Source organism: Microbacterium sp. 71-23 (assembly GCF_001897265.1).
In the GTDB taxonomy this organism is placed as follows: Bacteria; Actinomycetota; Actinomycetes; order Actinomycetales; family Microbacteriaceae; genus Microbacterium; species Microbacterium ginsengisoli.
The window spans coordinates 83,424-106,090 of record NZ_MKSL01000012.1; the positions used below are offsets into that span (position 1 = coordinate 83,424).

27 protein-coding genes and 1 tRNA gene are annotated in these 22,667 nt (G+C 71.3%); 17 read left to right on the plus strand and 11 right to left on the minus strand.

Features of this window, described 5'->3' with window-relative positions:
• The first annotated feature begins 223 nt into the window (after positions 1-223).
• Both BGO15_RS04655 and BGO15_RS04660 read left to right on the plus strand, forming a co-directional pair.
• Complete coding sequence (locus tag BGO15_RS04655; RefSeq protein WP_235557399.1) at positions 224-1,195, plus strand: pyridoxal-phosphate dependent enzyme; 972 nt, start codon at positions 224-226, stop codon at positions 1,193-1,195.
• Positions 1,192-2,355: a cystathionine gamma-synthase gene (locus tag BGO15_RS04660; RefSeq protein ID WP_056208049.1), complete on the plus strand. Its 1,164-nt coding sequence runs from the start codon at positions 1,192-1,194 to the stop codon at positions 2,353-2,355. Before BGO15_RS04655 ends, BGO15_RS04660 begins: the two co-directional genes overlap by 4 nt.
• A 90-nt stretch (positions 2,356-2,445) precedes the next feature.
• On the opposite strand, the gene BGO15_RS04665 is transcribed toward BGO15_RS04660, so the two are convergent.
• A complete protein-coding gene (locus tag BGO15_RS04665) occupies positions 2,446-2,643 on the minus strand; it encodes a hypothetical protein (protein WP_045247156.1) in 198 nt (65 codons plus the stop codon).
• A 139-nt stretch (positions 2,644-2,782) separates the two neighbouring features.
• On the opposite strand from BGO15_RS04665, the gene BGO15_RS04670 reads away from it, so the two are divergent.
• The 3 genes from BGO15_RS04670 (at position 2,783) to BGO15_RS04680 (ending at position 4,143) form a co-directional block, all read left to right on the plus strand.
• Positions 2,783-3,223, plus strand: a complete 441-nt coding sequence (locus BGO15_RS04670; protein WP_327037318.1) for a YdeI/OmpD-associated family protein — start codon at positions 2,783-2,785, stop codon at positions 3,221-3,223.
• 62 nt (positions 3,224-3,285) lie between these two features.
• Positions 3,286-3,972 carry a hypothetical protein gene (locus BGO15_RS04675; RefSeq protein ID WP_048809181.1) on the plus strand — a complete coding sequence of 229 codons (687 nt, stop codon included), beginning with the start codon at positions 3,286-3,288 and terminating at the stop codon, positions 3,970-3,972.
• A gap of 98 nt (positions 3,973-4,070) precedes the next feature.
• Positions 4,071-4,143 (plus strand) — tRNA-Arg (locus BGO15_RS04680).
• A 63-nt stretch (positions 4,144-4,206) separates the two neighbouring features.
• Here the strand turns inward: BGO15_RS04680 and BGO15_RS04685 are convergent.
• Positions 4,207-4,347, minus strand: a complete 141-nt coding sequence (locus BGO15_RS04685) for a hypothetical protein (protein WP_200930884.1) — start codon at positions 4,345-4,347, stop codon at positions 4,207-4,209.
• Positions 4,348-4,427: 80 nt separating this feature from the next.
• Here BGO15_RS04685 and BGO15_RS04690 point away from each other — a divergent pair, with 80 nt between their 5' ends.
• The 3 genes from BGO15_RS04690 to BGO15_RS04700 all read left to right on the plus strand — a co-directional run bounded on the left by BGO15_RS04690 (position 4,428) and on the right by BGO15_RS04700 (position 5,664).
• On the plus strand, positions 4,428-4,604 hold the full coding sequence (locus BGO15_RS04690; protein WP_048809182.1) for a hypothetical protein: 177 nt from the start codon (positions 4,428-4,430) through the stop codon (positions 4,602-4,604).
• A gap of 71 nt (positions 4,605-4,675) precedes the next feature.
• Positions 4,676-5,110, plus strand: coding sequence for a tautomerase family protein (locus tag BGO15_RS04695; protein ID WP_056208053.1), 435 nt, complete (start codon positions 4,676-4,678; stop codon positions 5,108-5,110).
• A gap of 17 nt (positions 5,111-5,127) precedes the next feature.
• Entirely contained in the window at positions 5,128-5,664 is a 537-nt protein-coding gene (locus BGO15_RS04700; RefSeq protein ID WP_056208057.1) for a TetR/AcrR family transcriptional regulator, read from the plus strand.
• 4 nt (positions 5,665-5,668) lie between these two features.
• Here the strand turns inward: BGO15_RS04700 and nrdI are convergent, their stop codons facing one another.
• Entirely contained in the window at positions 5,669-6,097 is a 429-nt protein-coding gene (gene nrdI, locus BGO15_RS04705; RefSeq protein WP_045247195.1) for a class Ib ribonucleoside-diphosphate reductase assembly flavoprotein NrdI, read from the minus strand.
• A 115-nt stretch (positions 6,098-6,212) separates the two neighbouring features.
• Here nrdI and BGO15_RS04710 point away from each other — a divergent pair, with 115 nt between their 5' ends.
• Positions 6,213-6,632 carry a hypothetical protein gene (locus BGO15_RS04710; protein ID WP_156454731.1) on the plus strand — a complete coding sequence of 140 codons (420 nt, stop codon included), beginning with the start codon at positions 6,213-6,215 and terminating at the stop codon, positions 6,630-6,632.
• A 3-nt stretch (positions 6,633-6,635) separates the two neighbouring features.
• On the opposite strand, the gene BGO15_RS04715 is transcribed toward BGO15_RS04710, so the two are convergent.
• Entirely contained in the window at positions 6,636-7,337 is a 702-nt protein-coding gene (locus BGO15_RS04715; RefSeq protein WP_056519027.1) for an SDR family oxidoreductase, read from the minus strand.
• A 52-nt stretch (positions 7,338-7,389) separates the two neighbouring features.
• Here BGO15_RS04715 and BGO15_RS04720 point away from each other — a divergent pair, with 52 nt between their 5' ends.
• Entirely contained in the window at positions 7,390-7,851 is a 462-nt protein-coding gene (locus tag BGO15_RS04720) for a winged helix-turn-helix transcriptional regulator (protein WP_235557398.1), read from the plus strand.
• Between the two features lie 32 nt (positions 7,852-7,883).
• Here the strand turns inward: BGO15_RS04720 and BGO15_RS04725 are convergent, their stop codons facing one another.
• Entirely contained in the window at positions 7,884-9,044 is a 1,161-nt protein-coding gene (locus BGO15_RS04725; RefSeq protein ID WP_056519025.1) for a geranylgeranyl reductase family protein, read from the minus strand.
• A 40-nt stretch (positions 9,045-9,084) separates the two neighbouring features.
• On the minus strand, positions 9,085-9,243 hold the full coding sequence (locus BGO15_RS04730) for a hypothetical protein (RefSeq protein ID WP_171006184.1): 159 nt from the start codon (positions 9,241-9,243) through the stop codon (positions 9,085-9,087).
• Positions 9,244-9,340: 97 nt separating this feature from the next.
• Here BGO15_RS04730 and BGO15_RS04735 point away from each other — a divergent pair, with 97 nt between their 5' ends.
• Positions 9,341-10,834, plus strand: a complete 1,494-nt coding sequence (locus tag BGO15_RS04735; protein WP_056519021.1) for an L-serine ammonia-lyase, iron-sulfur-dependent, subunit alpha — start codon at positions 9,341-9,343, stop codon at positions 10,832-10,834.
• 72 nt (positions 10,835-10,906) lie between these two features.
• On the opposite strand, the gene BGO15_RS04740 is transcribed toward BGO15_RS04735, so the two are convergent.
• Positions 10,907-11,365: a MarR family winged helix-turn-helix transcriptional regulator gene (locus BGO15_RS04740; protein WP_045247167.1), complete on the minus strand. Its 459-nt coding sequence runs from the start codon at positions 11,363-11,365 to the stop codon at positions 10,907-10,909.
• A 140-nt stretch (positions 11,366-11,505) separates the two neighbouring features.
• Here BGO15_RS04740 and BGO15_RS04745 point away from each other — a divergent pair, with 140 nt between their 5' ends.
• Positions 11,506-12,549, plus strand: a complete 1,044-nt coding sequence (locus BGO15_RS04745; protein WP_235557397.1) for a nucleoside hydrolase — start codon at positions 11,506-11,508, stop codon at positions 12,547-12,549.
• A 734-nt stretch (positions 12,550-13,283) separates the two neighbouring features.
• Here the strand turns inward: BGO15_RS04745 and BGO15_RS04750 are convergent.
• The 3 genes from BGO15_RS04750 to BGO15_RS04760 form a co-directional block, all read right to left on the minus strand.
• Positions 13,284-14,180: a DUF1295 domain-containing protein gene (locus BGO15_RS04750; RefSeq protein ID WP_056208096.1), complete on the minus strand. Its 897-nt coding sequence runs from the start codon at positions 14,178-14,180 to the stop codon at positions 13,284-13,286.
• 43 nt (positions 14,181-14,223) lie between these two features.
• Entirely contained in the window at positions 14,224-16,041 is a 1,818-nt protein-coding gene (locus tag BGO15_RS04755; protein ID WP_056208099.1) for an AMP-dependent synthetase/ligase, read from the minus strand.
• A 367-nt stretch (positions 16,042-16,408) separates the two neighbouring features.
• Complete coding sequence (locus tag BGO15_RS04760; RefSeq protein ID WP_056519012.1) at positions 16,409-17,161, minus strand: IclR family transcriptional regulator; 753 nt, start codon at positions 17,159-17,161, stop codon at positions 16,409-16,411.
• Between the two features lie 296 nt (positions 17,162-17,457).
• Between BGO15_RS04760 and dhaK the strand changes: the two genes are divergently transcribed.
• The 3 genes from dhaK to BGO15_RS04775 are packed head-to-tail and all read left to right on the plus strand — an operon-like array spanning position 17,458 to position 19,812.
• Positions 17,458-18,450, plus strand: coding sequence for a dihydroxyacetone kinase subunit DhaK (gene dhaK, locus BGO15_RS04765; protein ID WP_056208102.1), 993 nt, complete (start codon positions 17,458-17,460; stop codon positions 18,448-18,450).
• 1 nt (position 18,451) lies between these two features.
• Positions 18,452-19,087: a dihydroxyacetone kinase subunit DhaL gene (dhaL, locus tag BGO15_RS04770; RefSeq protein ID WP_056208105.1), complete on the plus strand. Its 636-nt coding sequence runs from the start codon at positions 18,452-18,454 to the stop codon at positions 19,085-19,087.
• The gene (locus BGO15_RS04775; RefSeq protein ID WP_056519010.1) at positions 19,084-19,812 is read left to right on the plus strand and encodes an HPr family phosphocarrier protein; all 729 of its coding nucleotides are present in this window, start codon (positions 19,084-19,086) and stop codon (positions 19,810-19,812) included. The genes dhaL and BGO15_RS04775 overlap by 4 nt, the downstream gene beginning before the upstream one ends.
• 22 nt (positions 19,813-19,834) lie before the next feature.
• Here BGO15_RS04775 and BGO15_RS04780 read toward each other — a convergent pair whose 3' ends face one another.
• The gene (locus tag BGO15_RS04780; protein WP_045247174.1) at positions 19,835-20,305 is read right to left on the minus strand and encodes an Lrp/AsnC family transcriptional regulator; all 471 of its coding nucleotides are present in this window, start codon (positions 20,303-20,305) and stop codon (positions 19,835-19,837) included.
• 156 nt (positions 20,306-20,461) lie between these two features.
• Between BGO15_RS04780 and ald the strand changes: the two genes are divergently transcribed.
• Positions 20,462-21,547 carry an alanine dehydrogenase gene (gene ald, locus BGO15_RS04785; RefSeq protein ID WP_056519008.1) on the plus strand — a complete coding sequence of 362 codons (1,086 nt, stop codon included), beginning with the start codon at positions 20,462-20,464 and terminating at the stop codon, positions 21,545-21,547.
• Between the two features lie 45 nt (positions 21,548-21,592).
• On the plus strand, positions 21,593-22,633 hold the full coding sequence (gene add / locus BGO15_RS04790; RefSeq protein ID WP_056519005.1) for an adenosine deaminase: 1,041 nt from the start codon (positions 21,593-21,595) through the stop codon (positions 22,631-22,633).
• The last annotated feature ends 34 nt before the right edge of the window (positions 22,634-22,667 follow it).

The following is a 22,667-nucleotide window of genomic DNA, read 5'->3' on the forward strand; positions in this document are numbered from 1 at the left end:
TACGTCCCCGGCGCGCACAGCGCCATTCGGACGGCCGTGAGAATCGGGATGGGGCGGTCACGGGTTGCGCGCTCCCGGGTGGGTCGGGGTAGGGTGGCCGCGTGCTGACCTGTCTGTGTTGTCGCTGATCGACGCCTTCGCGTCGTCTTCATCGACCCCCGTCAGCCGTCACGCCCCCGCGTGACACCACCCCCAGGAATCTCTCGTGCGCTACGCCTCGAGCGTGACCGACCTCGTCGGCAACACGCCTCTCGTCCGTCTGAACGCCGTCACCGCCGGCATCCGTGCCACCGTGCTCGCCAAGGTCGAGTACTTCAACCCGGGCGGCTCGAGCAAGGACCGCATCGCGGCATCCATCATCGACGCCGCCGAGCGGGGCGGACTGCTCCGCCCGGGCGGCACGATCGTCGAGCCGACCTCGGGCAACACCGGCGTCGGACTCGCGCTCGTCGCCCAGCAGCGTGGCTATCGGTGCGTGTTCGTCGTGCCCGACAAGGTCGCCGAGGACAAGCGGGCGGTGCTGCGGGCGTACGGCGCCGACGTCGTCGTCACGCCGACGAACGTCGAACCCGATGACCCCACCTCCTACTACTCGGTGTCCGACCGCCTCGCTCGTGAGATCCCGGGTGCCTTCAAGCCGAATCAGTACGCGAACCCGAACGGTCCGGCGAGCCACTACCGCTCGACCGGTCCCGAGATCTGGCGTGACACCGACGGACGCCTGACCCACTTCGTGGCGGGCGTCGGCACCGGGGGCACCATCACGGGGACGGGCCGTTTCCTTCGGGATGCCGCGGGCTCCGCAGTGCGCATCATCGGCGTCGACCCGGTCGGCTCGATCTACTCCGGCGGCCCCGTGCACGGCTACGACGTCGAGGGCGTCGGCGAGGACATGTGGCCGGAGGCCTTCGACCCGACCGTCGTCGACGCCTACGAACGCGTGTCCGACGCGGAGTCGTTCGCGATGGCGCGGCGCCTCGCCCGCGAGGAGGGTCTGCTCGTCGGCGGCTCCAGCGGCATGGCGGTGGTCGGTGCGCTGCGCGTCGCGCGCGACCTCGACGAGCATGCCGTGGTCGTCGTGCTCCTGCCCGACCACGGCCGCGGCTACCTCTCGAAGCTGTACGACGACGACTGGATGCGCGCCCACGGCTACGACGTCCCGACCCCGACCCCGATCACTGGAGTGAACGCATGACCGACCACGCCTCGTCCGCCCGCGGCTTCGACAGCCTGGCGGTGCACGCCGGGCAGGAGTTCGACCCGACGACGGGCGCGGTCATCCCGCCCGTGCATTTCTCGTCGACGTACGCGCAGGACGGCATCGGCGGGCTGCGCGGCGGCTATGAGTACGGCCGCAGCGGCAATCCCACCCGCACCGCCCTCGAGCGTCAGATCGCGGCGATCGAAGGCGGCGTGCACGGTCTCTCGTTCGCGTCGGGCCTCGCCGCCGAGGACGCCCTGCTGCGCGCGGCACTGCAGCCCGGCGACGAGGTGCTTCTCGGCAACGACGTCTACGGCGGCACCTACCGGCTGATCGCCCGCATCCTCGGGCCCTGGGGGGTGGGCCTGCGGGTCGTCGACATGAGCGACCTCGCCCAGGTCGAGGCGGCACTCGCCGAGCGTCCGGCGAAGATCGTCTGGGTCGAGACCCCATCGAACCCGCTGCTGCGCGTCACCGACATCGCCGGGCTCGCGCGCCTCGGCCACGCGGCCGGCGCGGTCGTCGTCGTCGACAACACCTTCGCCTCGCCCGCCTTGCAGCAGCCGCTCGCGCTCGGCGCCGATGTCGTCGTGCACTCGACGACCAAGTACCTCGGCGGGCACTCTGACGTGATCGGCGGTGCACTCGTCATCGCCGACGACGCGCTCGCCGAGAAGGCGCGCTTCCTGCAGTTCGCCACCGGTGCCGTGTCGGGGCCGCTCGACGCGTGGCTCACGACCCGCGGCATCAAGACGCTCGCGGTGCGCATGCAGCGGCACAGCGAGAACGCGCAGCAGATCGCCGAGGTGCTCGAGGGGCACGACAGGGTCGCCCGGGTCTACTACCCCGGCCTTCCCTCGCACCCGGGACACGAGCTCGCCGCGCGACAGATGTCGGCGTTCGGCGGCATCGTCACGCTCGACCTCGGCGACGGGGCATCCGCCCGCCGTTTCGCCGAGTCGACGCGCCTCTTCACACTCGCCGAGTCGCTCGGCGGCGTCGAGTCGCTGGTCAACTACCCCGACGAGATGACCCACGCCTCGGTGCGCGGCACCGAGCTCGCCGTGCCGGAGTCCGTCGTGCGGCTGTCGGTGGGCATCGAGTCGGTCGACGACCTCGTGGCCGACCTCGAGCAGGCGCTCGCCGCCCTCTGAGCCCCACGCATCGAGGCCCCCGGGAGATCATCCCGGGGGCCTCGACACATTCCTGCCGCGCGACGCTGAGCGACGGGCTCAGCGGAGCGGTCACTCGCCGCGCAACTGCTCCTTGAGCTCGTTGCGCTTCTCGACCCGCTCCTTCTCGGCTTCGGCCTTCTTGACGTTCGCGTCGGCCTTGACCTCGTCGACCTTGTCGCCGATGCGGTCCTTGGCGTCCTCGAAGCCCTCCTTGACCTTGCGGCCGGCGGTCTCCGCGACGTCCTTGGCGTCATCGATGAGTCCCATGTCGATACCCCTTTCGTGAAGTGTGTACGGACACCGGTGACGGTACGCGGCCGGCGTCGACGGATGCCGGGGGTTGCGCTGCTGCAGCGAGGTCGCTACTCCCTTACCCGACGTCGCCGGGCGGGCCTACGCTGTGCGCATGATGACGCAGCGGTTCGAGACGACCATGTCGCAGTTCGGCAACAACACCGGCATCGAGGTGCCGCCCGCGGTGCTCGAGGCGCTCGGAGGTGGCAAGCGTCCCGCCGTCGTGGTGAGCGTCAACGGCTACGAGTACCGCTCGACGGTCGGGGTGATGCAGGGGCTGTTCCTCGTGCCGTTCAGCTCCGACAAGCGAGCGGCGACCGGCATCGGTGGGGGCGACGCGGTCACCGTCGAGCCCGCCCTCGATACCGCGCCTCGCGACGTCGAGGTTCCGGCCGACCTCGCCGCCGCGCTCGCATCCGCCGGGCTCGCCGCCGCGTTCGCCGCGCTCGCTCCCAGCCACCGCAAGGCGCACGTCGTGAGCGTCGAGTCCGCGAAGGCCGCCGACACCCGCGCGCGACGTGTCGAGGCGGTGATCACCAAGCTCGCGGGGTGAGGGGCGGCATCCGTCATCGACCTCACAGGCCTGCGGGCACTACCCTCGACACAGGAGTGGTTGTGGCGCGGATCTGGAAGAGCCGGGAGGGCGAGAGCCCGAACGATGCCGCACGCGTCGCCAAGACGAAGGATGTCGTCGCCGAAGGTCTCTACATCGCCGCGGCCGCCACGCGACTGACGTTGAAGAACCGCATGCTGGTCGCGCTCATCTCGTCGGACGCCGACTTCGATGTCGAGCTGTTCCTTCCCGACGCGCAGGAGGCGCTGCTGGCGCTGGCGCGGGAGGCGGAGGCCGACGGCAAGCGGGCGGAGCGGGAGCGCAAGCGCGCCAGCCGCCGGTTCAGCCTCTCGGACGGCACCCACGACTACCGCAGCCGCGACGTCAAGAATCTTCGGCGTCGACGTAAGCAGTCGCTGCGCATCGCCGAGGAGCTGCAGCAGCGTGCCGCCGACGAGGCGACGCTGCGCGAGCTCGTCGAGGCGGCGCGCGAGGCGGCATGGAGCGAGGTCTCGCGCAACATCGACCGGCGGCTGCGCATCGAGGCGGCGCGCCCCGACCTCGAGCCCGACTACGAGAAGATGCGCAAGGCGCGCATGATGAGCCTCAAGCTCGTCGACCTGCCGAAGCTCGCCGCTCACCGCAAGCGGCTCGTCGACGGGGAGCCTGAGGCGCTTCCCGGCGGTGAGATCGTCTCGGGTGCCGCGCCGAAGGCATCGGGCATCGACCTGAGCGAACTCGACGAGTGAGGGGATGCCGCGGGCCGCGGCATCCACGATTCGTTCCGGGAGCACGTCCTGGGGTATGCTCTCCTGGTGCCCGCGCGCCGAAATGGCCGCGAGAACATGCGCCCGTAGCTCAATGGATAGAGCATCTGACTACGGATCAGAAGGTTAGGGGTTCGAGTCCCTTCGGGCGCACACTGTGTTGAGACAGTAAGTGAAACGGCCCGCTTCGGCGGGCCGTTTCGCGTCTGCGGGGTCTCAGACCGGCTCGGTCGTGCGGATCAGTCCGCAGTTCACGCACGACCATGCGACGAGGAAGCGTTCGTCGTCGAGGATCTCGAACCGCAGGGGATCGCCGCACGTCGGGCACGCGCGCGGATCCGGAGCATCCGACGTCATGAGCCCAGCCTAGGGAGGGCGGAGCGGGCGGGCGCGAGTGGGGGCAGGATGGTGCCGAGACATCCGATCCGGAGGCCACCATGAAGCACACCGTGTTCGTCGTCATTTACCTGCTCGTGATGGGTGGGCTCATCGTCGGGCTCGACGTGGCGTTCTTGCGTGACCACCTCTGGTGGCGCCTCGCCGTCAACGTCGGCATCGTCGCGGTGTTCGCGATCGTCTACCTGACCCTGCTGCGCAACCTCTTCACGCAGTGACGCGGTTGCGGGTCATATGACGGCCGTCATAGTATGACGAGCATCATACTTCGCGACCTCGGAGGCTCCCCATGCCCATGATCGACATCTACGCTCCGGCCGGACTCATCGCCGACGTGCATTCCCTCGCCCAGCGTGCCGCCGCCGCCGTGAAGGACGTCGAGCAGGTGCCCGACATCCCGATGTTCCGGGCGAACACCGCCGCGTTCGTTCATGAGCTTCCCGCCGCGGCACTGTCCGATGTCGACGGATCGAGCGATCACGTGCGCGTGCAGGTGCTGACCAACGCCGGTGCACTCGACCGCGACAAGCAGCTCGCCGTCGTGAGCGCGCTCACCGATCTCGTGGCGGACGCCGCGGGCGACCCGAGCTGGCGCGAGCGCACCTGGGTGCTGCTCACCGAGGCCCCCGAGGGTGGCTGGGGCCTGTGGGGTCACGCGCACACGAACGCCGAAATCGTCGGCGCCGCGCGCGCCGAGATCGCGTCGCTGCGGGGCGAGTCCTGAGCGGCGCGCGGGAGCAGATGGCCGACACCGCGGCGCGGCTGCTGGCTGAGCGCGGCTATCAGGCCACCTCGTTCAGCGACGTCATCGCCGCCTCGGGTGCACCCCGCGGGTCGATCTATCACCACTTCCCGGGCGGCAAGGACGAGCTGGTCGAGCTGGCGGTGCGCCGGCAGGCCGACCGGGTCATCGCGCTCGTCGGCGGGTTCACCGGCGACACCCCCGTCGAGGTCGTGGCATCCTTCATCGCCGTCTGGCGGCACACGCTCGTCGCGACAGACTTCGCTGTCGGATGCTCCCTGCTCGCCGTGACTGCGTCAACCGACGGGCCGCTGCGCGACACGGCCGGCACCCTCTTCGGCGGATGGATCGACGCCCTCGCCGCCCGGCTCGCCGCAACAGGGGTGGATGCCGCAGCCGCCGCCTCGTTCGCGACGACACTGCTCGCTGCGATCGAGGGCGCCGTGGCGATCGCTCGGGCTCAGCGCTCGCTCGCGCCCTTCGATGCGGTCGCCGCCCGCCTGACCTCCGACGCCGCAACCCTCGTGCGCGATTGAGGGGTCACCCGGTGGCGAGCGCCCGGTCGAGCTCCCCGAGGATCTCCGCGCATCGAGTCACGTCTTCGGGGGTACCCGAGAGCTCGAACTCGAACAGGATGGGGCGCCCGGACAGCTCCGCGAGTTCACGCGCAGCCGCCTGGTAGTACCGACCGAAGTTGCGATTGCCCGAGCCGATGATGCCGACGAGATTCCGCCGGGTGACGGCGGACCGAAGGAACGCCCGCACCGCCGCGGGCAGCGTCACCTGATCGTCGTTGCCGGCTTTGTATGAGGGCGTGAGCAGCACCCACGGGGCATCCGCTTCGCTCTGTCGCACCTCGGCGTCGGCGAGGTCGCGCACGGGCCTGCCGTCGTTCTCCGTCAGGTGCTCGGCGAACCGGCGGGTGAGGTTCGAGGTGGACGAGTAGTAGTACACCGGCGTCTGGTGCATGCCGTCAGTGTGCTCCGGATGCCGCGGCTCCGCGCCCACGCGCACCGTGAGAATGTTCATCTCGATCGGGCATCGGTTCAGCCCCGGGTCACTCGGCCCCGCTAGCCTCGGCGGCATGAGAGGCAGGTGGGCGGGTGCGGGTGCTGTGGCGCTCGCTGTCGCCGTGCTCACCCCGGGGTGTGCCGTCGGCCCGACTGCCTGCCCCGCGATCGGCTACGTCTACAGCGGTCCGGCGGTGCTCGAGTTCACCCCCGCGCTGCCGGCGTCGGCGAGCCTGGCGGCCTGCTTCGGCGCCGGATGCGCGCCTTCGGCCCTCACGATCGTCGAACGCACGCGGGTCGAGGTGCCCCAGCAGGCGCCGTACGCCACCCCTCCCGCGGGCGACACGTCGCTCATCACGGTGCGCGTCACCGACGCCGGCTCGGTGCTCATCGATCAGACCTTCACGATCGGCCACAAGGCCGAGGCGCCCGTGTTCGGGTCGTGCCCCGGCCCGTTCAGCTTCGAGCCGGTCGCCGTGACGCTCCCGGGCTGATCGTCAGCGCGCGAGCTCGGGGTACAGCACCGGAAGCGGCTGAGAGACGGCCGCCTTCACGGTGACGCTCACCGCGTCGGCCAGCACCTCGTGCTCACCCGACTCGAGGGCGTCGTAGATCGCCGCCACTATGTCGGCCGGGTCGGCCTTCGCGACATCGAGGCCCTCGGTCATCGGGGTGTCGGCGTAACCGAGGTGGGCGCCGAGCACCTGCGTGCCCTGCGCCTGCAGCTCGAGGCGCAGCGAGTTGGTGATCGACCAGAGCGCGGCCTTGCTCGCCGAGTAGGCGCCGGCGCGGGCCAACCAGCTCAGCGCCGAGTGCACGTCGATGAGCGCGCCACCACCGTTGCGGGCGAGCACGGGGGCGAAGGCCTGTGCCACGCTCAGCGCGCCGAACACGTTCGTGTCGAAGACCCGCCGCACCTCGTCGAGGTCGGTCGACAGCAGCGAGTTCCCGCCCGCGATGCCGGCGTTTTTCACGACGATGGTGGTGTCGGCCGCGGCCTGTGCGGCGGCGCGGACCGACGCCGAGGAGGTCACGTCGAGGGCGAGCGGAACGATCCGGGAGTCGGTCGCCTCGCGCGGCGATCGTGCGGTCGCGTAGACACGGCGCGCGCCGCGTTCGAGGGCGATGCGGGCGAAGTGCGAGCCGAGCCCGCCGTTCGCGCCGGTGATGAGCAGGGTGGCATCCACGAGTGAGGTCATGTCGAGAGCGTACCACCTAGATTGGAAATACCAACTCAGATAGGATGGACGCGTGAAGCCGCCCTCTCCCGTCAACGAACGCTGCTCGATCGCCCGCACCCTCGTCGTGCTCGGCGAGAAGTGGGCGCTGCTCGTCGTGCGCGACATCGCCCTCGGTGTGACCCGGTTCGCCGACATCCGTTCGCGGCTCGAGGTGGCACCCGATGTGCTCTCCGATCGGCTGTCGAAGCTCGTCGATCTCGGAGTGATCGAGCGCCGCGCGTACCGCGACGAGGGCGCGCGGCAGCGCGACGAGTACACACTCACCGCCGCCGGCGCCGCCCTGCTGCCGGTGCTCGGCGCGCTCAGCCAGTGGGGAGACGTCCATGTCGCGTCGCCGTGGGGACCCGCCACGCGCTACGTCGACGCCCGCGATGGAGGTGACGTCCGCATCGCCTTCGTCGATGCACACGGGCGTGCGGTCGATCGCGAGCAGGTCGCGGTCGTCCCGGGGCCGGGGGCGCTCGTCACCTGATCCCGCGGCAGCGCAGCGGGTCCCGGTTCGCGTCAGACCGTCGCCGATCCGCCCCGCCCGAGGAGGCCCACCGCCAGACGGAACCACCAGCGCGTCGCATACGCGGAGAGCGGCGTCTCACCCGCGCAGAACTCGACGAATGCGCGCCGGGCTCGCCGCGACCGGCCGAGGGCGGCGTGCACGAGACGCGGATGCCGCTCGAAGACCGCGAGCAACTGCGCGCCGGTGCGGATCTCGGGCTGCAGCTCCTGTTCGACCCGCGCGACGTACCCGTCCAATGCGGCCGGGTCGCCCGCCGCCGCTCGCGCCGCCGCCTCGCCCGCCCAGGTACCCGACCGCAGCGCGAAGGAGATGCCCTCCCGCGTCCACGGTTCGAGCAGGCCCGCCGCATCACCGGCGACGAGCACGCCCCCGCGGCGCAACGGCGAGGACGCCGTGCGCCACTGCGTGAGATGCCCGCTCGAGTGGCGGGGCGCGGCATCCGTCGTCTCGGTCTCGCGCAGCCACGCGGCCAGGTAGGCGCGTGTCTGCTCGGGTCGCCCGCGCGCCTCGATCACACCCACCTCATCGACCTCGCCCTTCGGGAAGAGCCAGCCGTAGCTGCCCGCGCCCGGACCCCAATCGATGCGCACCGTGTCGCGCGGCGCCCGGCCGCGCTCCCGCTCGTCCTCGAGTCCGAGGTCGACGCGCGCGGGGGTCACTCCGACGTGGCGGGCGATCCGTCCGCCGACGCCGTCCGCGCCGATCACGACCCGCGCCCGCAGCACGCCCGCGCTCGTCTCGACCGCCACGAGATCATCGGATGCCGCCCCCACCCGCTGCACGGCGACGCCCTCGCGGAACACGGCCCCCGCGCGCTGCGCGGCGGTGACGAGCGCCGCGTCGAGACGCTCGCGCCGCGCCATCGTGAGGAACGGCTCGTCGCGGCGGATCTCGACCGGGCGCGCGCCGTCGTGCGTGAAGACGACTCGGCCCACCTCGGCCTCGATCGCGGCCACTCCCTCGGGCGGCAGGAAACGCCGACTCACCCCGAGCAGACCGCCGCCGCAGGTCTTGTAGCGCGGGAACGTCGCCCGATCGACGAGCAGGGTGCTCGCGCCGCCGGCCGCCGCGCATCGGGCAGCCGACGAGCCTGCGGGGCCGGCACCGACGACGATGACGTCCCAGACGATGTCATCGGATGCCGCGGTCACTCCGGCATTCTCGCGCACCCGATTCGGTGCGCGATGCGGATCAGACCTGCCGTCGGATGAAGCGGATGAGTGCGGCGATGATCGCGATGACGATCAGCACCACGCCGAGCCACAGCAGGAAGCCGACCGCCTTCACGAACACACCGAGGAGCAGCAGCACGAGGCCGATGAGGAGAATGAGAACGGCGATACCAACCATGCCGACAGTCTGCGTCGCAGCCGTGAGCTCGTGCCAGGGCCCTCGCCGGAGGCGGGTCGAGGAGTAGAATCCGCACCCCCGGCGTAGGGTCGAACGCATGGGTGCCTATGTCTCGGCGTTCGAGCTGTTCTCGATCGGGATCGGTCCCTCGAGCTCCCACACCGTCGGTCCGATGCGGGCCGCCCGCGACTTCGTGCTGCGGCTGGATGCCACGGGCCAGCTCGCCGCGGTGCGCCGAGTGACGGTGACGCTCTACGGGTCGCTCGGCGCGACGGGCATCGGTCACGGCACGCCCGACGCTGTCATCGCGGGGCTGCGCGGGTTCGCCCCCGAGACGGTCGATCCCGCCGATGTGCGCGACGCGTGGAGCCGGTACCCCGAGGGTGAGCCGCTGCGGCTCGCCGGGCACCACCCCGTGCCGTTCGCGGCATCCGACATCGCCTTCGCGCCGCGCACACGGCTCCCCGGGCACCCGAACGCGATGACGCTCGTCGCCTCCGGCGATGCCGGTGTCACGATCGCCGCAGACACGTATTACTCGGTGGGAGGCGGTTTCATCCGACGCGAGGGCGAGGATGCCGCGGTCTCCCCGGCGGCGCTCCCGTTCTCCTACGGCGACGCGGCGACCCTGCTCGCGCTCTGCGACGAGCACGGCCTCACGATCGCCGAACTCGCCCGCCGCAACGAGGAGGCGCTGCGCGGCGAGGCCGAGGTGGCGGCGGGGCTCGACCGCATCTGGGACGCCATGTCGGCGTGCGTCGACGCGGGTCTTCACGCGACCGGCACGCTGCCCGGGATGCTGCGGGTCGCCCGGCGCGCCGACGCGATCAGATCGCAACTCGAGGCCGCCGAGGCCGACGGCCACCGGGAGCTGCCGGGGGAGTGGCTGGGCGCCTTCGCGCTCGCCGTCAACGAGGAGAACGCCGCCGGCGGGCGCGTCGTCACGGCACCGACCAACGGCGCCGCGGGCATCGTCCCCGCCGTCGCGATGTACTGGTGGCGCTTCCTCGCCGATTCCGGGCTCGGGCAGGGGAACGCCGTCACGCCGTACGGCGAGCTGGTCGGCAGTGCGCTGCTCGGCTTCACCGGCGAGGCCGCGCACGCTCTTCCCGAGGCGGCTGACGACGCGGTGGTCGCCGAGGCGAACCGTCGCCGCGGCATCCGTCGTTTTCTGCTCACCGCCACAGCACTCGGGTCGCTCTTCAAGGCCAACGCCTCGATCTCGGGAGCCGAGGGTGGCTGCCAGGCCGAGGTCGGCTCGGCGTGCGCCATGGCAGCGGGCGGGCTCACCGCCGTGATGGGCGGCACCAACCGGCAGATCGAGAACGCCGCCGAGATCGCCATGGAGCACCATCTGGGCCTCACGTGCGACCCGGTCGGGGGTCTCGTGCAGATCCCGTGCATCGAACGCAATGCGATCGCGGCATCCACCGCCGTCACCGCCGCCCGCCTCGCTTTGCGCGGCGACGGCTCGCATTTCGTGTCCCTCGACCAGGTGGTCGAGACGATGCGGCAGACCGGCATCGACATGTCGACGAAGTACAAGGAGACGAGCGAGGGCGGACTCGCCGTCAACGTCATCGAGTGCTGACGCAGGCTCGGGTCGGGCGGGTGCGGCTCCGGTCGGACGGACGCGCGTCGTGCAGACGGAGGCGGCCGCCGGTCAGGCGGTCTCGCCGAGCTCGGTCGGGCAGGCCGGCTCGCGCAGCTTCGTCGTGAGGGCGAGCAGCGCCTGCAGCTCGGCGTCGTCGAGGGTCGACATGCGGTCGACGATGGTGCGCGCGTGCTGCGCACCGAGGCTGCGGAACGCCCGCGCCCCCTGCGCCGTCGCGCGCACGAGCGAGCCGCGGCCGTCCTCGGGGTCCGGGCACTTGGTGACGAGCCCGCGGGTGACCATGCGATCGACCAGGCGCGACACGCTCGGCTGGCTGATGAGCAGGTTGCGGGTGACGTCGCGCAGCCGCGCGGTCATCTCGGGGGCCCGCACGACCGTCAGCAGGACGTCGTATTCGTCCTGCTCGAGCGGGGCGTCGACGAAGTCGCCGGAGATCTCGCCGAAGATCTCGTGCTGCGCGCGGAAGAGGCTCTCCCAGGCGTCGATGGCGAGACGGCGATCGGTCATGGGCATAGCGTACGGTCCCCAGGTGGTCGGTGGCGCACCGGGAGGCGATCTAGGCTTGATCGAGTGGGTCGGATGCCGCAGCCGCCGCTCCGCCCCCATGCCGTGGACGCCCGCAACCCACCCGGCAGGAGGTCACGTCGGTGAGTGATTCGCCGCTGTTCCAAGCTCTCATCTCCGGCTCGCTCCCCGCGCGTCCCGGCGCCCCGGCGCAGCCGTCCGCCCGTCGGTCTGGTGGGCCGCGCCCGAGGTCCGGGCGCATCCCGCTCGTCGTCGACACCGACACGGCGGCCGATGACTGCTTCGCGCTGCTGGCCGCGGCGCTGCATGAGCGTGCCGACCTGAAGGCGGTCACGATCGTGGCAGGCAACGTCGGGTTCGCGCAGCAGACCGAGAACGCACTGCTCACGCTCGAGCTCGCCGGGCGCGACGGCGACGTGCCGGTACACGTCGGCGCCGCCCGCCCACTCGTGGCCGACTGGGTGAGCGCAACCGACGTGCACGGCGAAGACGGCGTCGGAGGTCAGCGGCGCACCGGCACGACCGAGGTCGATTCGGAGCACGCCGTCGACGCGCTGCTACGACTCTCCCGGGCGTACGCGGGCGAGCTCGTCATCGTCGCGATCGGACCGCTCACCAACATCGCGCTCGCTGTGCGTCGCGACGAGGAGTTCGCCTCCCGCGTGCGCGAGATCGTCGTCATGGGCGGCTCGATCAACGGCCGTGGCAACATCACGCCGGCCGCCGAGTACAACATCTACGTCGATCCGGAGGCGGCGGCGATCGTCGTCGGAGCCGGATTCCCGAGCCTGCGGTTCGTGCCGTGGGACCCGACGGCCATCCGCGACACGGTGTTCGACGCCGGCCGAATCGCAGAGATCGAGGCCCTCGGCACCCGCCTGTCGGCGTTCTTCGTGCAGGCCAACAAGGCGACGTTCGCCTTCGATTCGGCGGCGGGCATCGGCGGGTCGACGCATCCGGACTCACTCTCGGTGCTCGTCGCGCTCGACCCCTCGCTCGTCGAGGTCGAGCGCCCCTACCGCGTGGGCGTCGAGCTGCGTGGCGAGCTCACCCGCGGGGCGACCGTCTTCGACTGGCGATCGGATGCCCCGAATGCCACGGCGATCGAGCGGGTGCATGGAAAGGCGTTCTTCCGCGCACTGACGGCGATCCTCGCGTCGCGCTGAGCGGTCAGCTGGCCGGCGCGAGACGCGCGGCCCCGGCCCTTTCCGGGCAAAAGGAAAGGGCCGGTCGATGGGGGTTCGACCGGCCCAGTGTCCCTTGCACCAGGAGTGTTGCAATCACATGTGGCCGCCGCCACAGCACAACGGCGACCTGTCCTCACGGTATAACGACGCGGTAACGGAGTGCGTCCGATTCCGGCTGTTCTGTGGAAAGACATAGCGCGGTCGGATGCCGCGATCAGCAATCCCTGGCGGGCGCGACGGGTGGGGGCATCCGGGCGAAAAAGTAGGGCCGGTCGGGGATCCCGACCGGCCCTTGTCCCTTTTGCACCAAGAGTGTCCTGCAATCACATGCCGGTAGCTGCCACAGCAAAACAACTACCGTGCGAGCACTCTATAACGGCGAGGTAACGGAAGGGAAGCCCTTCTCGTTACCTTTCTGTGATTCATAGGTTTCGCACCAGTCGTGCATGACATCGGGGTGACGCGACGCGCCTCGCCCGGCCCCGCAACGTCGGAACTTCTCGGCGGCACGCCGCGCCGCGGCATCCGTCGCCGGCGCGTCAGGGAAGACTTCCGACGTGGTGCCCGGCCGAGTCCGCGGGTCGATCGCCGGCCGACCCGGGCCGTTCCCCTCACCCGCCTCGGTGACCCTTACCCGCCCCCGGCACTCGCCGGCCGCCCCACCCGGCCGCCGTCACCACCCGGCCGCCGTCACCACCCGGCCGCCGCGACCCTCACTCCGCCGCGGCGACCCGCGTCGTCGGCGCGGTGAGGCGCGGGAGCAGCACGGGAGTGCGGGCCTTGTACGCCCGGTAGGCGGGATCGTCGCCCCACTTCCGCTCCGCCTTCGCCTCGAGCAGGGGGATGCCGCTGACCCGGGTGAGCAGCAGGGTGACGAACAGGGGCGAGAGCACGGCGACCCACTGCCAGCCCGACAGCGCCGGGGCGGCGACGAGGAACACGCCCACCCACAGCACGATCTCGCCGAAGTAGTTCGGATGCCGCGACCGAGACCACAGGCCCGTGCTGATGAAGCGACCGCGGTTCGCGGCATCCGCCTTGAAGGCGTTCTTCTGGGCATCCGCGACGATCTCGATCACGAGGCCGACGAGCCACACCGCGATGCCGACGTAGGCGATCCACCCCAGCGGCGCCGGCTGGTCGGACGACAGGGCGATCCACGCCGCCGATGCCGTCAGGCTCACCCACGCGCCCTGGATCACCCACACCTGCAGGAACCGCACCGGGTTCTGCTTGATCGTGTCGAACCGGTCGTCGCCCCCCGTGCGCCGCACGCGCATGAACAGGAACGTGCCGAGCCGCAGCGCCCACACCGTCACCATCGCCGCGAGCACCCAGCCGCGCGCGTCGATGGTCGGATGCAGCACCACGAGGCCCGCGGAGACGACGACGAACGTGAGGCTCCCGGTCAGGTCGAAGAAGTGCTCGGTGTGCGCGAGCTGCGATGGGATGTACACGATCACCTGGATCGCGAATGCGGCGATCACGGCGAGCGCGTACAGCGGGAACCCGCCGACGGTCGCCCCGCCCTGGCTTCCGGCGACGGCGACGAGCGCGCCGATCACCAGCACGACGATGATCGTGAGGAGGGCTTTGCGGGTCACGGACATGGGGTGCTCCGATCGGGTCGAAGGAACGAGGGGATGCCGCGGCTCACGCGCGGGCGTAGAGGTCGTCGATCACGGCGGCGCCGCGGTCGAGCAGCGCGGTGCGCTTGATCTTCAGGGTCGGGGTGACGAGGGTCGTGTCGTCGAGGTCGGCGAGCACGAGCGCGAAGCGCCGCACGCTCTCACTGTGGGAGACGCGGGAGTTCGCGGCATCCACCACGGCAGTCAGCGCCGCGACGAGGGCGGGATCGTCGATCACGGAGAGCCCGTCGCCCGCGGTGTCGTCGACCGAGACACCGTTCTCCTGCGCCCAGGCGCGGGTCTCGACGGGGTCGAGCACGAGCAGGGCCGACAGGTACGAACGCCCCTCGCCGACGGTCACCGCGTGGGCGACGAGGGGATGTGCCTCGACCGCGTTCTCCCACGCCTGCGGCACGACGGTCTTGCCGGTGCTGGTGATGATGACGTCCTTGAGGCGGCCCTCGAGCACGAGGCGGCCGTCGTCGTCGAGCCGGCCGAGGTCGCCGGTGCGCAGGAAGCCGTCCTCGAACGCGTCGGCGTTGTGCCGCGGGTCGCGGTAGCCCGCGAACACCCCGACGCCCCGCGCGAGGATCTCGCCGCGCTCGCTGATGCGCACGGTCGAGCCGGGCAGCGGGTAGCCCACGGTGCCCGAGCGGATGTTCCCCGGCAGGTTGCCGGTCAGGGGCGCGGATGTCTCGGTCAGCCCGTAGCCCTCGATCACCGGCACGCCGAGGCCGCGGAAGAACAGCGACAGGTCGGCGGCGAGCGGGGCGCCGCCGGAGAGGATGTAGTCGAGCCGGCCGCCCATGAGCGCGCGCAGCCGCCCGTAGAAGAGGCGGTCGAAGAGCCGGCGGCGCAGCCGCAGCCCGAACGCGGGCGTCGCGCCCGACTCGGCGGCCTCCCCCCACTGCTCGGCGGTCGCGACGGCGCCGCGCCAGACCGCGGCGAGGTGAGCGGCATCCGCTTTCGCTCCGGCCGCCGCGCGGATCTTCTCGAGCACCCGCGGGACGACCACGAGGAAGGTCGGGCGCAGCACCCCGAGGCTCTCGACGACCTGGGTCGTGTCGGCGACGTGCGCGATGCGCATCCCGCCCGACAGGCAGATGAGCTGCAGGCCGCGGGCGAGCACATGGGCGAGTGGCAGGAAGATGACCGTGTTGCCGCCGTCGTGCACCACGGCGCTGTACGCCGCGGCGATGTTGGCGACCTGGCCGACGAAGTTGCGGTGCGTGAGGATCGCGCCCTTCGGTTCGCCGCTCGTGCCCGACGTGTAGACGATCGTCGCGGGGGAGTCGAGGTCGGCGTGACGGCGCCGCGCCTCGAGAACGTCATCGCCGATCGCGACGCCGCGCGCGGTGAGCGCGTCGAGGTCGGCGGGCGAGGCATCCATCGTCCAGACGCCGAGGTCGCCGAGACCCGTCGCGGCGAACGCGTCGGTGAGGATGCCGCGCTGTCGCTCTCCGCCCGCGATGCCCAGCCGCACCTGCGCATCGGTGGTGATCGCCGAGACCTGGTCGGGGGACGAGGTGTCGTAGACCGGCACGATCACGGCGCCCGCGAACCACCCGGCGAGATCGGCGACGGCCCACTCGTAGCGGGTGGGCGCCATGATCGCGACGGTCTCGCCGGCGCCGACGCCGACGGCGATCAGGCCCTTCGCGAGCGACTGCACCTGGTGCAGATAGTCGGCCGTCGAGACGTGTCGCCACGGATGCTCCGCATCACCGGTCGGCACATCGAACGCCGCGTGATCGGGCGCCGTCGCCGCGCGCCGGGTCAGCAGGTCGGTGATGTTGCGGTAACCGTCGATGTCGACGAGGGGTTCGGTGGAGCGCTCCCGCATGGTGTCCTCCGGTCGGAACGTCGTGGCACTGGGTCACTCCGTGGCCGCAGGCGGGCAGGGAGAAGTGACCCCATACTGGCGTTTCGGAGCCGTCGACGAAGTGGATTGCCCTTCGGGCCGGAATGTGCTCTGGGGTCGGGCAGGGGCTGCGGCTGGGGCTGCGGCTGCGGCAGGGACTGCGGCTGCGGCAGGGGCTGGCGCGGGCTCGGGCGGTGCAATCCGCGAACGGCGCGATGCCCGCACTGCGTCGGAACTTCTCGGCGCCGCGCCGGTTCGGGATGCCGCGGCGCCCCGTGTCGGCGAGAAGTTCCGACTGTGCGCGGGGCCAGGGGGCTCGGGAGCCGGGGTCGGGCGGGGTGGGAGGCGCTCAGGCCCGCGGCGGCCAGGTCGCCGCGCCGAGCTCGCGGGAGATGCCGCGCGCGGCGTCGCGCAGCTCGCGCAGGGCCGCATCGGGCACCGGCTGCGCGTCGGCGGGCACGACGAGCGCCACGGCGGCGATCACCCGTCCGGTGTCGTCGACGACCGGCACCGCCACCGAGCACTCTCCGACGACGGCCTCCTCGATCTCCCACGCGAGCGCCGCCGCTCGGATGTCGTCGAGCGCCGACGTGAGGGATGCGGCATCCGTCACTGTGTGGTCGGTGAGGTCGGCGAGCTCGCGTGCAAGCAGTTCACCGCGCACGTCGTCGTCGTAGGCCGCCAGCACCTTGCCGATCGCCGACGCGTGCACGGGCAGCGTGATGCCGGTCTCGGGCATCTGCTCGGAGCCGTCCGGGCGCCGGTCGTGATGGATGACGAGCACGTCGCCGAGCAGCGGCACCCCGAGCCGGGTGGCGAAGCCGGTGCGCTGCGACAGAGCGTGCATCCACCGGATGGAGCGCGAGCGCACATCGAGGGTGTCGAGGTAGACGCTCGAGAGCTTGAGCAGCGCAGGCCCGAGCATGTAGCGGTTGCCGTCGGGTTCCTGCGCGACGAGCCCGTGGGCCTGCAACGACTTCACGAGCCCGTGCACGGTGGACGGGGGGAGTCCGAGCGCGGCGCCGAGGTCGCTGACGCCCAGTCGCCGCGCGCCCTGCAGGAGCCCGAGGATGCGCGCGGCACGGTCGATCGACTGGATCATGGGGCTCTCCTTCCGCATTCAGCATCCTCAGGGGACGCACGGTCGGGATGCCTCTTGACACCGGCGTCCGACGCGACAATGCTTCGATATTAGCGAAGTGGTTTCGACAATGTCGAAAATTGCACCGTCGATCCACACATCGTTCACAGGGGAGCGTGAGTCATGGACGACATCACCACGCGGCGCATGCGCGTCGCGGACACCCCCTGCTGTGACGCCGGCGGGCGATCCCGATCCGTCGCGCGCATCGACAACGCCTCGACGACCGAGGCCTGAAACGAGCAGGAGATCCGCGCATGAAGAAGCTCATCAACGACCCGGCCAACGTCCTCGCCGACGCGCTGCACGGGGTCGCCGCAGCCCACCCCGAACTCGACGTCGACTTCGAGAACCGCGTCGTGTTCGGCACCGCACCGCGCGCCGGTCGCGTCACCCTCGTCTCCGGCGGAGGCTCGGGTCACGAGCCCCTGCACAGCGGCTTCGTCGGCGACGGCATGCTCGACGCCGCGTGCGCGGGCGAGGTGTTCACCTCGCCCACCCCCGACCAGATGCTCGCCGCCGCGACGAAGGTCGACTCCGGTTCGGGCGTGCTGTTCATCGTGAAGAACTACACCGGCGACGTGCTCAACTTCGACATGGCCGCCGACCTCGCCCGTGAGGAGGGCGTGATCGTCGAGTCGGTCGTCGTGGCCGACGACGTCGCCGTCGAGGACTCCACCTGGACCGCGGGTCGCCGCGGCGTGGGCACGACCCTCGTCGTCGAGAAGGTCGCCGGCGCCGCCGCGGCCGAAGGCCTGCCCCTCGCAGAGGTCAAGCGCATCGCCGAGAAGGTCGCCGCGAACGGGCGCTCGATGGGCGTCGCGCTCACGAGCTGCACCGTGCCGGCCAACGGCAAGCCGAGCTTCGAGCTGCCCGAGGACGAGATGGAGGTCGGTGTCGGCATCCACGGCGAGCCGGGCCGCAAGCGGGTGCCGCTGGCATCCGCTCACGACATCGCCGAGACGATCGTCACCGCCATCACCGACGACCTCGACTTCACCGGATCGCCCGTGATCGCCCTGCTCACCGGCCTCGGCGGCACGCCGCTCATCGAGCTCTACCTCACCTACGGCGAGGTCGCGAAGGCCCTCGAGGCGAAGCGCGTCACCGTCGCGCGCACGCTCGTCGGCGACTATGTCACGAGCCTCGACATGGCCGGCGCCTCGCTCACGCTGGTGAAGGCCGACGACGAGATCCTGCGCCTCTGGGATGCCCCGGTCGTGACCTCCGCCCTGCGCTGGGGGCGCTGAGATGGCAGACGTCATCACCGTCGCCCAGCTCGAGGCGTGGCTGCGCGCCGCCTCTGCCGCCCTGCACGAGAAGGCCGCCTGGCTCACCGAGCTCGACTCGGCCATCGGCGACGCCGACCACGGCACGAACATGGCCCGCGGCTTCACCGCCGTGGTCACGAAGCTCGACGCCGGCGTGCCCGACACGGCTCCCGCCCTGCTGAAGTCGGTCGGGATGACCCTCATCTCGACCGTCGGTGGGGCGAGTGGCTCGCTCTACGGCACCCTCTTCCTCGAGGCGGCCAAGGCGCTGCCCGCCGACTCCGAGGTCACCGCCGCGCAGTTCGCCGAAGCGCTCGCCGCCGGCGTCGCCGGCATCGTCTCGCGCGGTCACGCCGAGATCGGCGACAAGACCATGATCGACGCGCTCACCCCCGCTGTCGCGGCCTTCGCCGCCGCGGCGGCGGGTGAAAGTGCAGCGGATGCCGCGGCATCCGCTGCCCGCGCCGGAGAGGCCGGACGCGACTCGACCGAACCGCTCGTGGCGCGCAAGGGTCGTGCCTCGTACCTCGGGGAGCGCAGTGCCGGGCATCTCGATCCGGGGGCGTCGTCGTCGGTCATCCTGCTCGAGACCCTGGCGGGAGTGCTGGCCGCGTGATCGGGTTCGTCGTCGTCTCGCACTCCGCCCCGCTCGCCGACGCGGCGGTCGACCTCGCCCTGCAGATGGTGCATGACGAGGCGCCGCCGGTGCGGGTCGCGGCCGGCGCCGCGGGCGGCTTCGGCACGGACGCCGCCGCGATCGCGCAGGCGATCGACGAGCTGGCCGACACCGACGGGGTGCTCATCGTCACCGACCTGGGCTCGGCCGTGCTGAGCTCCTCGCTCGCCCTGGATCTCCGGGAGAGCGCCGTGCCCGTGCGCATCAGCGACGGGCCCTTCGTCGAGGGGTTGACCGCCGGGATCGTCCGGGCCGTGACCGGCGGCACCCTCGACGAGGTGACGTCCGAAGCGCGCCGAGCGCTCGATGCGAAGCGGCAGGACGACGTCTCCGAGACGGGGGCGGATGCCGCACCCGCCGCGGCGCCCGTCGAGGTCGCCCCCGCGGTGGCCGTCGCCGAGGTGACCCTCGTGAACGAGGTGGGGCTGCACTCCCGGCCCGCGGCATCCGTCGTGAAGACCGTCGGCCGGTTCGACGCCGCGGTCACCGTGACCAACGCGACCTCGGGCAAAGGGCCGGTGTCTGCGTCGAGCCTCATCGGACTGCTGTCGCTCGCCGCGGGGAAGGGCGATGTGCTGCGCATCGCGGGGGACGGGGCAGATGCGGTCGCCGCGGTCACCGCCGTGCACGACCTCGCCGCCGACGGGTTCGGCGAAGCGGCCTGACGCGTCGGCTGCGTCGCCGGGATCAGGAGAAGTCGGCGGCGACGGCGTTGCGGTGGTACTCGAAGATCAGGCTCGTGCGGGTCGAGGCGACGCTCGGTCGTGCCGAGAGTTGATCGACGACGAAGCGTCGTACCGACGACGATGTGTCGACGGCGATGTGCACGAGGAAGTCGTCGACCCCGCCGAGGAAGAAGAGCTGGATGACGTCGGGGTGCCGGCTGATCTCCTGGGCGAACCCGCGGATGTTCTCCTGACGCTGCCCGGGCCGCAGGGTCACGCCGATGATCGCTTGGAGGCCGCGCCCGAGCGCGGTCTGGTCGACGGCGGCGTGGAAGCCCGTCAGTACCCCTCGTTCGACGAGGGAGCGGGTGCGGGCGTGGGCGGTCGACGGGGCAACGCCCAGCTGATCGGCGAGGGCCGCGTTGGTCGCCCGCGCGTCGCGACTGAGGGTCTCGATGATCTGCTCATCGATCGGGTCGAGCTCATCGGGCATCGAAGATCCTTCGACAGTTGGGGGACAAGAGCGGGTTTTCCAGAGAACTCTACGGCGATATGACGAATCTGACGCAGAAGATTCTGCATGTAACACAAGAGAGCGAACCGTCTGCCATATTTCCCTCAACCCGCCGGAGGAACCGAGGAGCCCGACATGCGCGTCGCCGTGCCGACCGAGATCAAGAACAACGAGAACCGGGTGGGGCTCACGCCCGCCGGCGTCGACGCTCTGCATCACCGCGGCCACGAGGTCGTCGTGCAGTCCGGAGCCGGCATCGGCAGCGGGTTCTCCGATGACGAGTACCGCGCCGCCGGCGCGGTCATCGCCGCCACCGCCGAGGAGACCTGGTCGGGTGCAGACCTGCTCGTGAAGGTCAAGGAGCCGATCGCCGCGGAGTACCCGCTGCTGCGCCCCGACCTCACCCTCTTCACCTACCTGCACCTCGCCGCCGACCGTCCCCTCACCGAGGCGCTCATCGCGGCCGGCACGACCGCCGTCGCCTACGAGACCGTGCAGACCCCCGACCGTGCGCTCCCTCTCCTCGCCCCGATGAGCGAGGTCGCTGGGCGCCTCTCGATCGTCGTCGGCGCCCACGCCCTCATGCGCGCCTCCGGAGGCCGCGGCCAGCTCATGGGCGGCGTGCCGGGCACCCCGCGGGCGAAGGTCGTCGTGATCGGCGGCGGTGTCGCCGGCGAGCACGCGGCTGCCAACGCCCTCGGCCTCGGTGCCCAGGTCACCGTCATCGACATCTCCCTGCCGGCCCTGCGCCGCATCGAGGCCCGCTTCGGTACCCAGGTGCAGACGCGCGCGTCGACCCGGTACGAGATCGCCGAGCAGCTGCGCGATGCCGATCTCGTGATCGGCTCGGTGCTCATCCCCGGGGCCGCCGCCCCGAAGCTCGTCACCGACGACATGGTCGCCGCCATGAAGCCCGGCTCCGTGCTCGTGGACATCGCCATCGACCAGGGCGGATGCTTCGAAGGCTCCCGTCCGACGACCCACGACGACCCGACGTTCCCCGTGCACGACTCCGTGTACTACTGCGTCGCCAACATGCCGGGCGCCGTGCCGCACACCTCGACCCGCGCTCTTGCGAACGCCACGCTGCCCTACGTCATCGCGATCGCCGACAAGGGATGGGACGCGGCATCCGCTGCCGACCCGGCCCTCGCGAAGGGTCTCAACGTCGTCGGCGGCGAGGTCGTCAACGCGGGGGTGAAGGCAGCCCTCGGCCTGTAATCGAGCGACATCCGCCCGACACACGGGCCACGTACGCTCGCGCTCGTGATCGGGTATCCGGACTATCTGCGGCTGCTGCCCAAGACCGAGCTGCACTGCCACTTCGCGTCGACGATGAACGCGCCGCTGTTCATCGAGCTCGCCGACCGGTACGGCGTCGCGTTGCGCTCGACCGACCCCGCGACGCTGTTCGACTTCGACGACCTGCGCGACTTCCTGGTGGCGTTCCGGGCCGCGCACGACGTGCTGCGCGCGCCCGACGACTTCGCCCGCGTCGCCTACGAGGGAGTGCGTTCGGCGGTCGCCGACGGCAATCTGCGCTACCGCGAGTACTTCGTCAACCCGCAGTACTTCGCGTCGCGCGGCCTCGCCTACCCCGACGTGATCGACCCGATCATCGACGGACTGCGTCGCGCCGAGACCGACTACGGCGTCGGCTTCCGGGTGATCGCCGCGATCAACCGCCGCGAGTCGCCCGAGAGCGCCGTCGAGATGGTGCGGCAGGTGCTCGCGCACCCGCGCCCCGAGGTCGTCGGCATCGGCCAGGACGACCTCACCCCCGAGGACACCGAGGACCCGGCGCGCTTCGCCGACGCTTACGCGCTCGCCGCCGCCCACGGCCTGCACCGCACCGCCCACGTCGCCGAGACCGATCGGGCGCTGCCGTCGGCGGTGCGCGACGCGCTCGAGGTGCTCGACTGCGACCGCCTCGACCACGGCTACCGCATCATGGACGACCCGGCGCTCGTCGAGCTCGCCCTCGCGCGCGGGGTCGCCTTCACGACCACCCCGATCTCCACCACCATCTGCACCGGCTGGCACCTCGACCCCTCGCACCGCATCCGCGGCATGATCGAGGCGGGCCTGACCGTGACCGTCTCCACCGACGACGCCATGTTCTTCCGCACCGACCTCGGACGCGAGTACACCGAGGGCCTGCTCGAGATGGGTGTCTCGGCCGAGACCGCCAAGCGCATCGCCCTGAACGGGGTGGATGCCGCGTGGTGCGACGACGCCCAGAAGGCACGTCTGCGGGCGGAGTTCCGCGCACAGTTCCTCACGCTCGACGCGGCGCTCGCGGGCTGAGCCGCGGCATCCGCTCGTCGTCGGCGCCGACGAG

Coding starts and splice junctions, on each gene's coding strand:
- BGO15_RS04660 (WP_056208049.1), top strand. CDS start 1,192: ATGACCGACCACGCCTCGTCCGCCCGCGGCTTCGACAGCCTGGCGGTG.
- BGO15_RS04665 (WP_045247156.1), bottom strand. CDS start 2,643: ATGGGACTCATCGATGACGCCAAGGACGTCGCGGAGACCGCCGGCCGC.
- BGO15_RS04670 (WP_327037318.1), top strand. CDS start 2,783: ATGATGACGCAGCGGTTCGAGACGACCATGTCGCAGTTCGGCAACAAC.
- BGO15_RS04685 (WP_200930884.1), bottom strand. CDS start 4,347: ATGACGTCGGATGCTCCGGATCCGCGCGCGTGCCCGACGTGCGGCGAT.
- BGO15_RS04690 (WP_048809182.1), top strand. CDS start 4,428: ATGAAGCACACCGTGTTCGTCGTCATTTACCTGCTCGTGATGGGTGGG.
- BGO15_RS04695 (WP_056208053.1), top strand. CDS start 4,676: ATGCCCATGATCGACATCTACGCTCCGGCCGGACTCATCGCCGACGTG.
- BGO15_RS04700 (WP_056208057.1), top strand. CDS start 5,128: ATGGCCGACACCGCGGCGCGGCTGCTGGCTGAGCGCGGCTATCAGGCC.
- nrdI (WP_045247195.1), bottom strand. CDS start 6,097: ATGCACCAGACGCCGGTGTACTACTACTCGTCCACCTCGAACCTCACC.
- BGO15_RS04710 (WP_156454731.1), top strand. CDS start 6,213: ATGAGAGGCAGGTGGGCGGGTGCGGGTGCTGTGGCGCTCGCTGTCGCC.
- BGO15_RS04715 (WP_056519027.1), bottom strand. CDS start 7,337: ATGACCTCACTCGTGGATGCCACCCTGCTCATCACCGGCGCGAACGGC.
- BGO15_RS04730 (WP_171006184.1), bottom strand. CDS start 9,243: ATGGTTGGTATCGCCGTTCTCATTCTCCTCATCGGCCTCGTGCTGCTG.
- BGO15_RS04735 (WP_056519021.1), top strand. CDS start 9,341: ATGGGTGCCTATGTCTCGGCGTTCGAGCTGTTCTCGATCGGGATCGGT.
- BGO15_RS04740 (WP_045247167.1), bottom strand. CDS start 11,365: ATGACCGATCGCCGTCTCGCCATCGACGCCTGGGAGAGCCTCTTCCGC.
- BGO15_RS04750 (WP_056208096.1), bottom strand. CDS start 14,180: ATGTCCGTGACCCGCAAAGCCCTCCTCACGATCATCGTCGTGCTGGTG.
- BGO15_RS04755 (WP_056208099.1), bottom strand. CDS start 16,041: ATGCGGGAGCGCTCCACCGAACCCCTCGTCGACATCGACGGTTACCGC.
- BGO15_RS04760 (WP_056519012.1), bottom strand. CDS start 17,161: ATGATCCAGTCGATCGACCGTGCCGCGCGCATCCTCGGGCTCCTGCAG.
- dhaK (WP_056208102.1), top strand. CDS start 17,458: ATGAAGAAGCTCATCAACGACCCGGCCAACGTCCTCGCCGACGCGCTG.
- dhaL (WP_056208105.1), top strand. CDS start 18,452: ATGGCAGACGTCATCACCGTCGCCCAGCTCGAGGCGTGGCTGCGCGCC.
- BGO15_RS04780 (WP_045247174.1), bottom strand. CDS start 20,305: ATGCCCGATGAGCTCGACCCGATCGATGAGCAGATCATCGAGACCCTC.
- ald (WP_056519008.1), top strand. CDS start 20,462: ATGCGCGTCGCCGTGCCGACCGAGATCAAGAACAACGAGAACCGGGTG.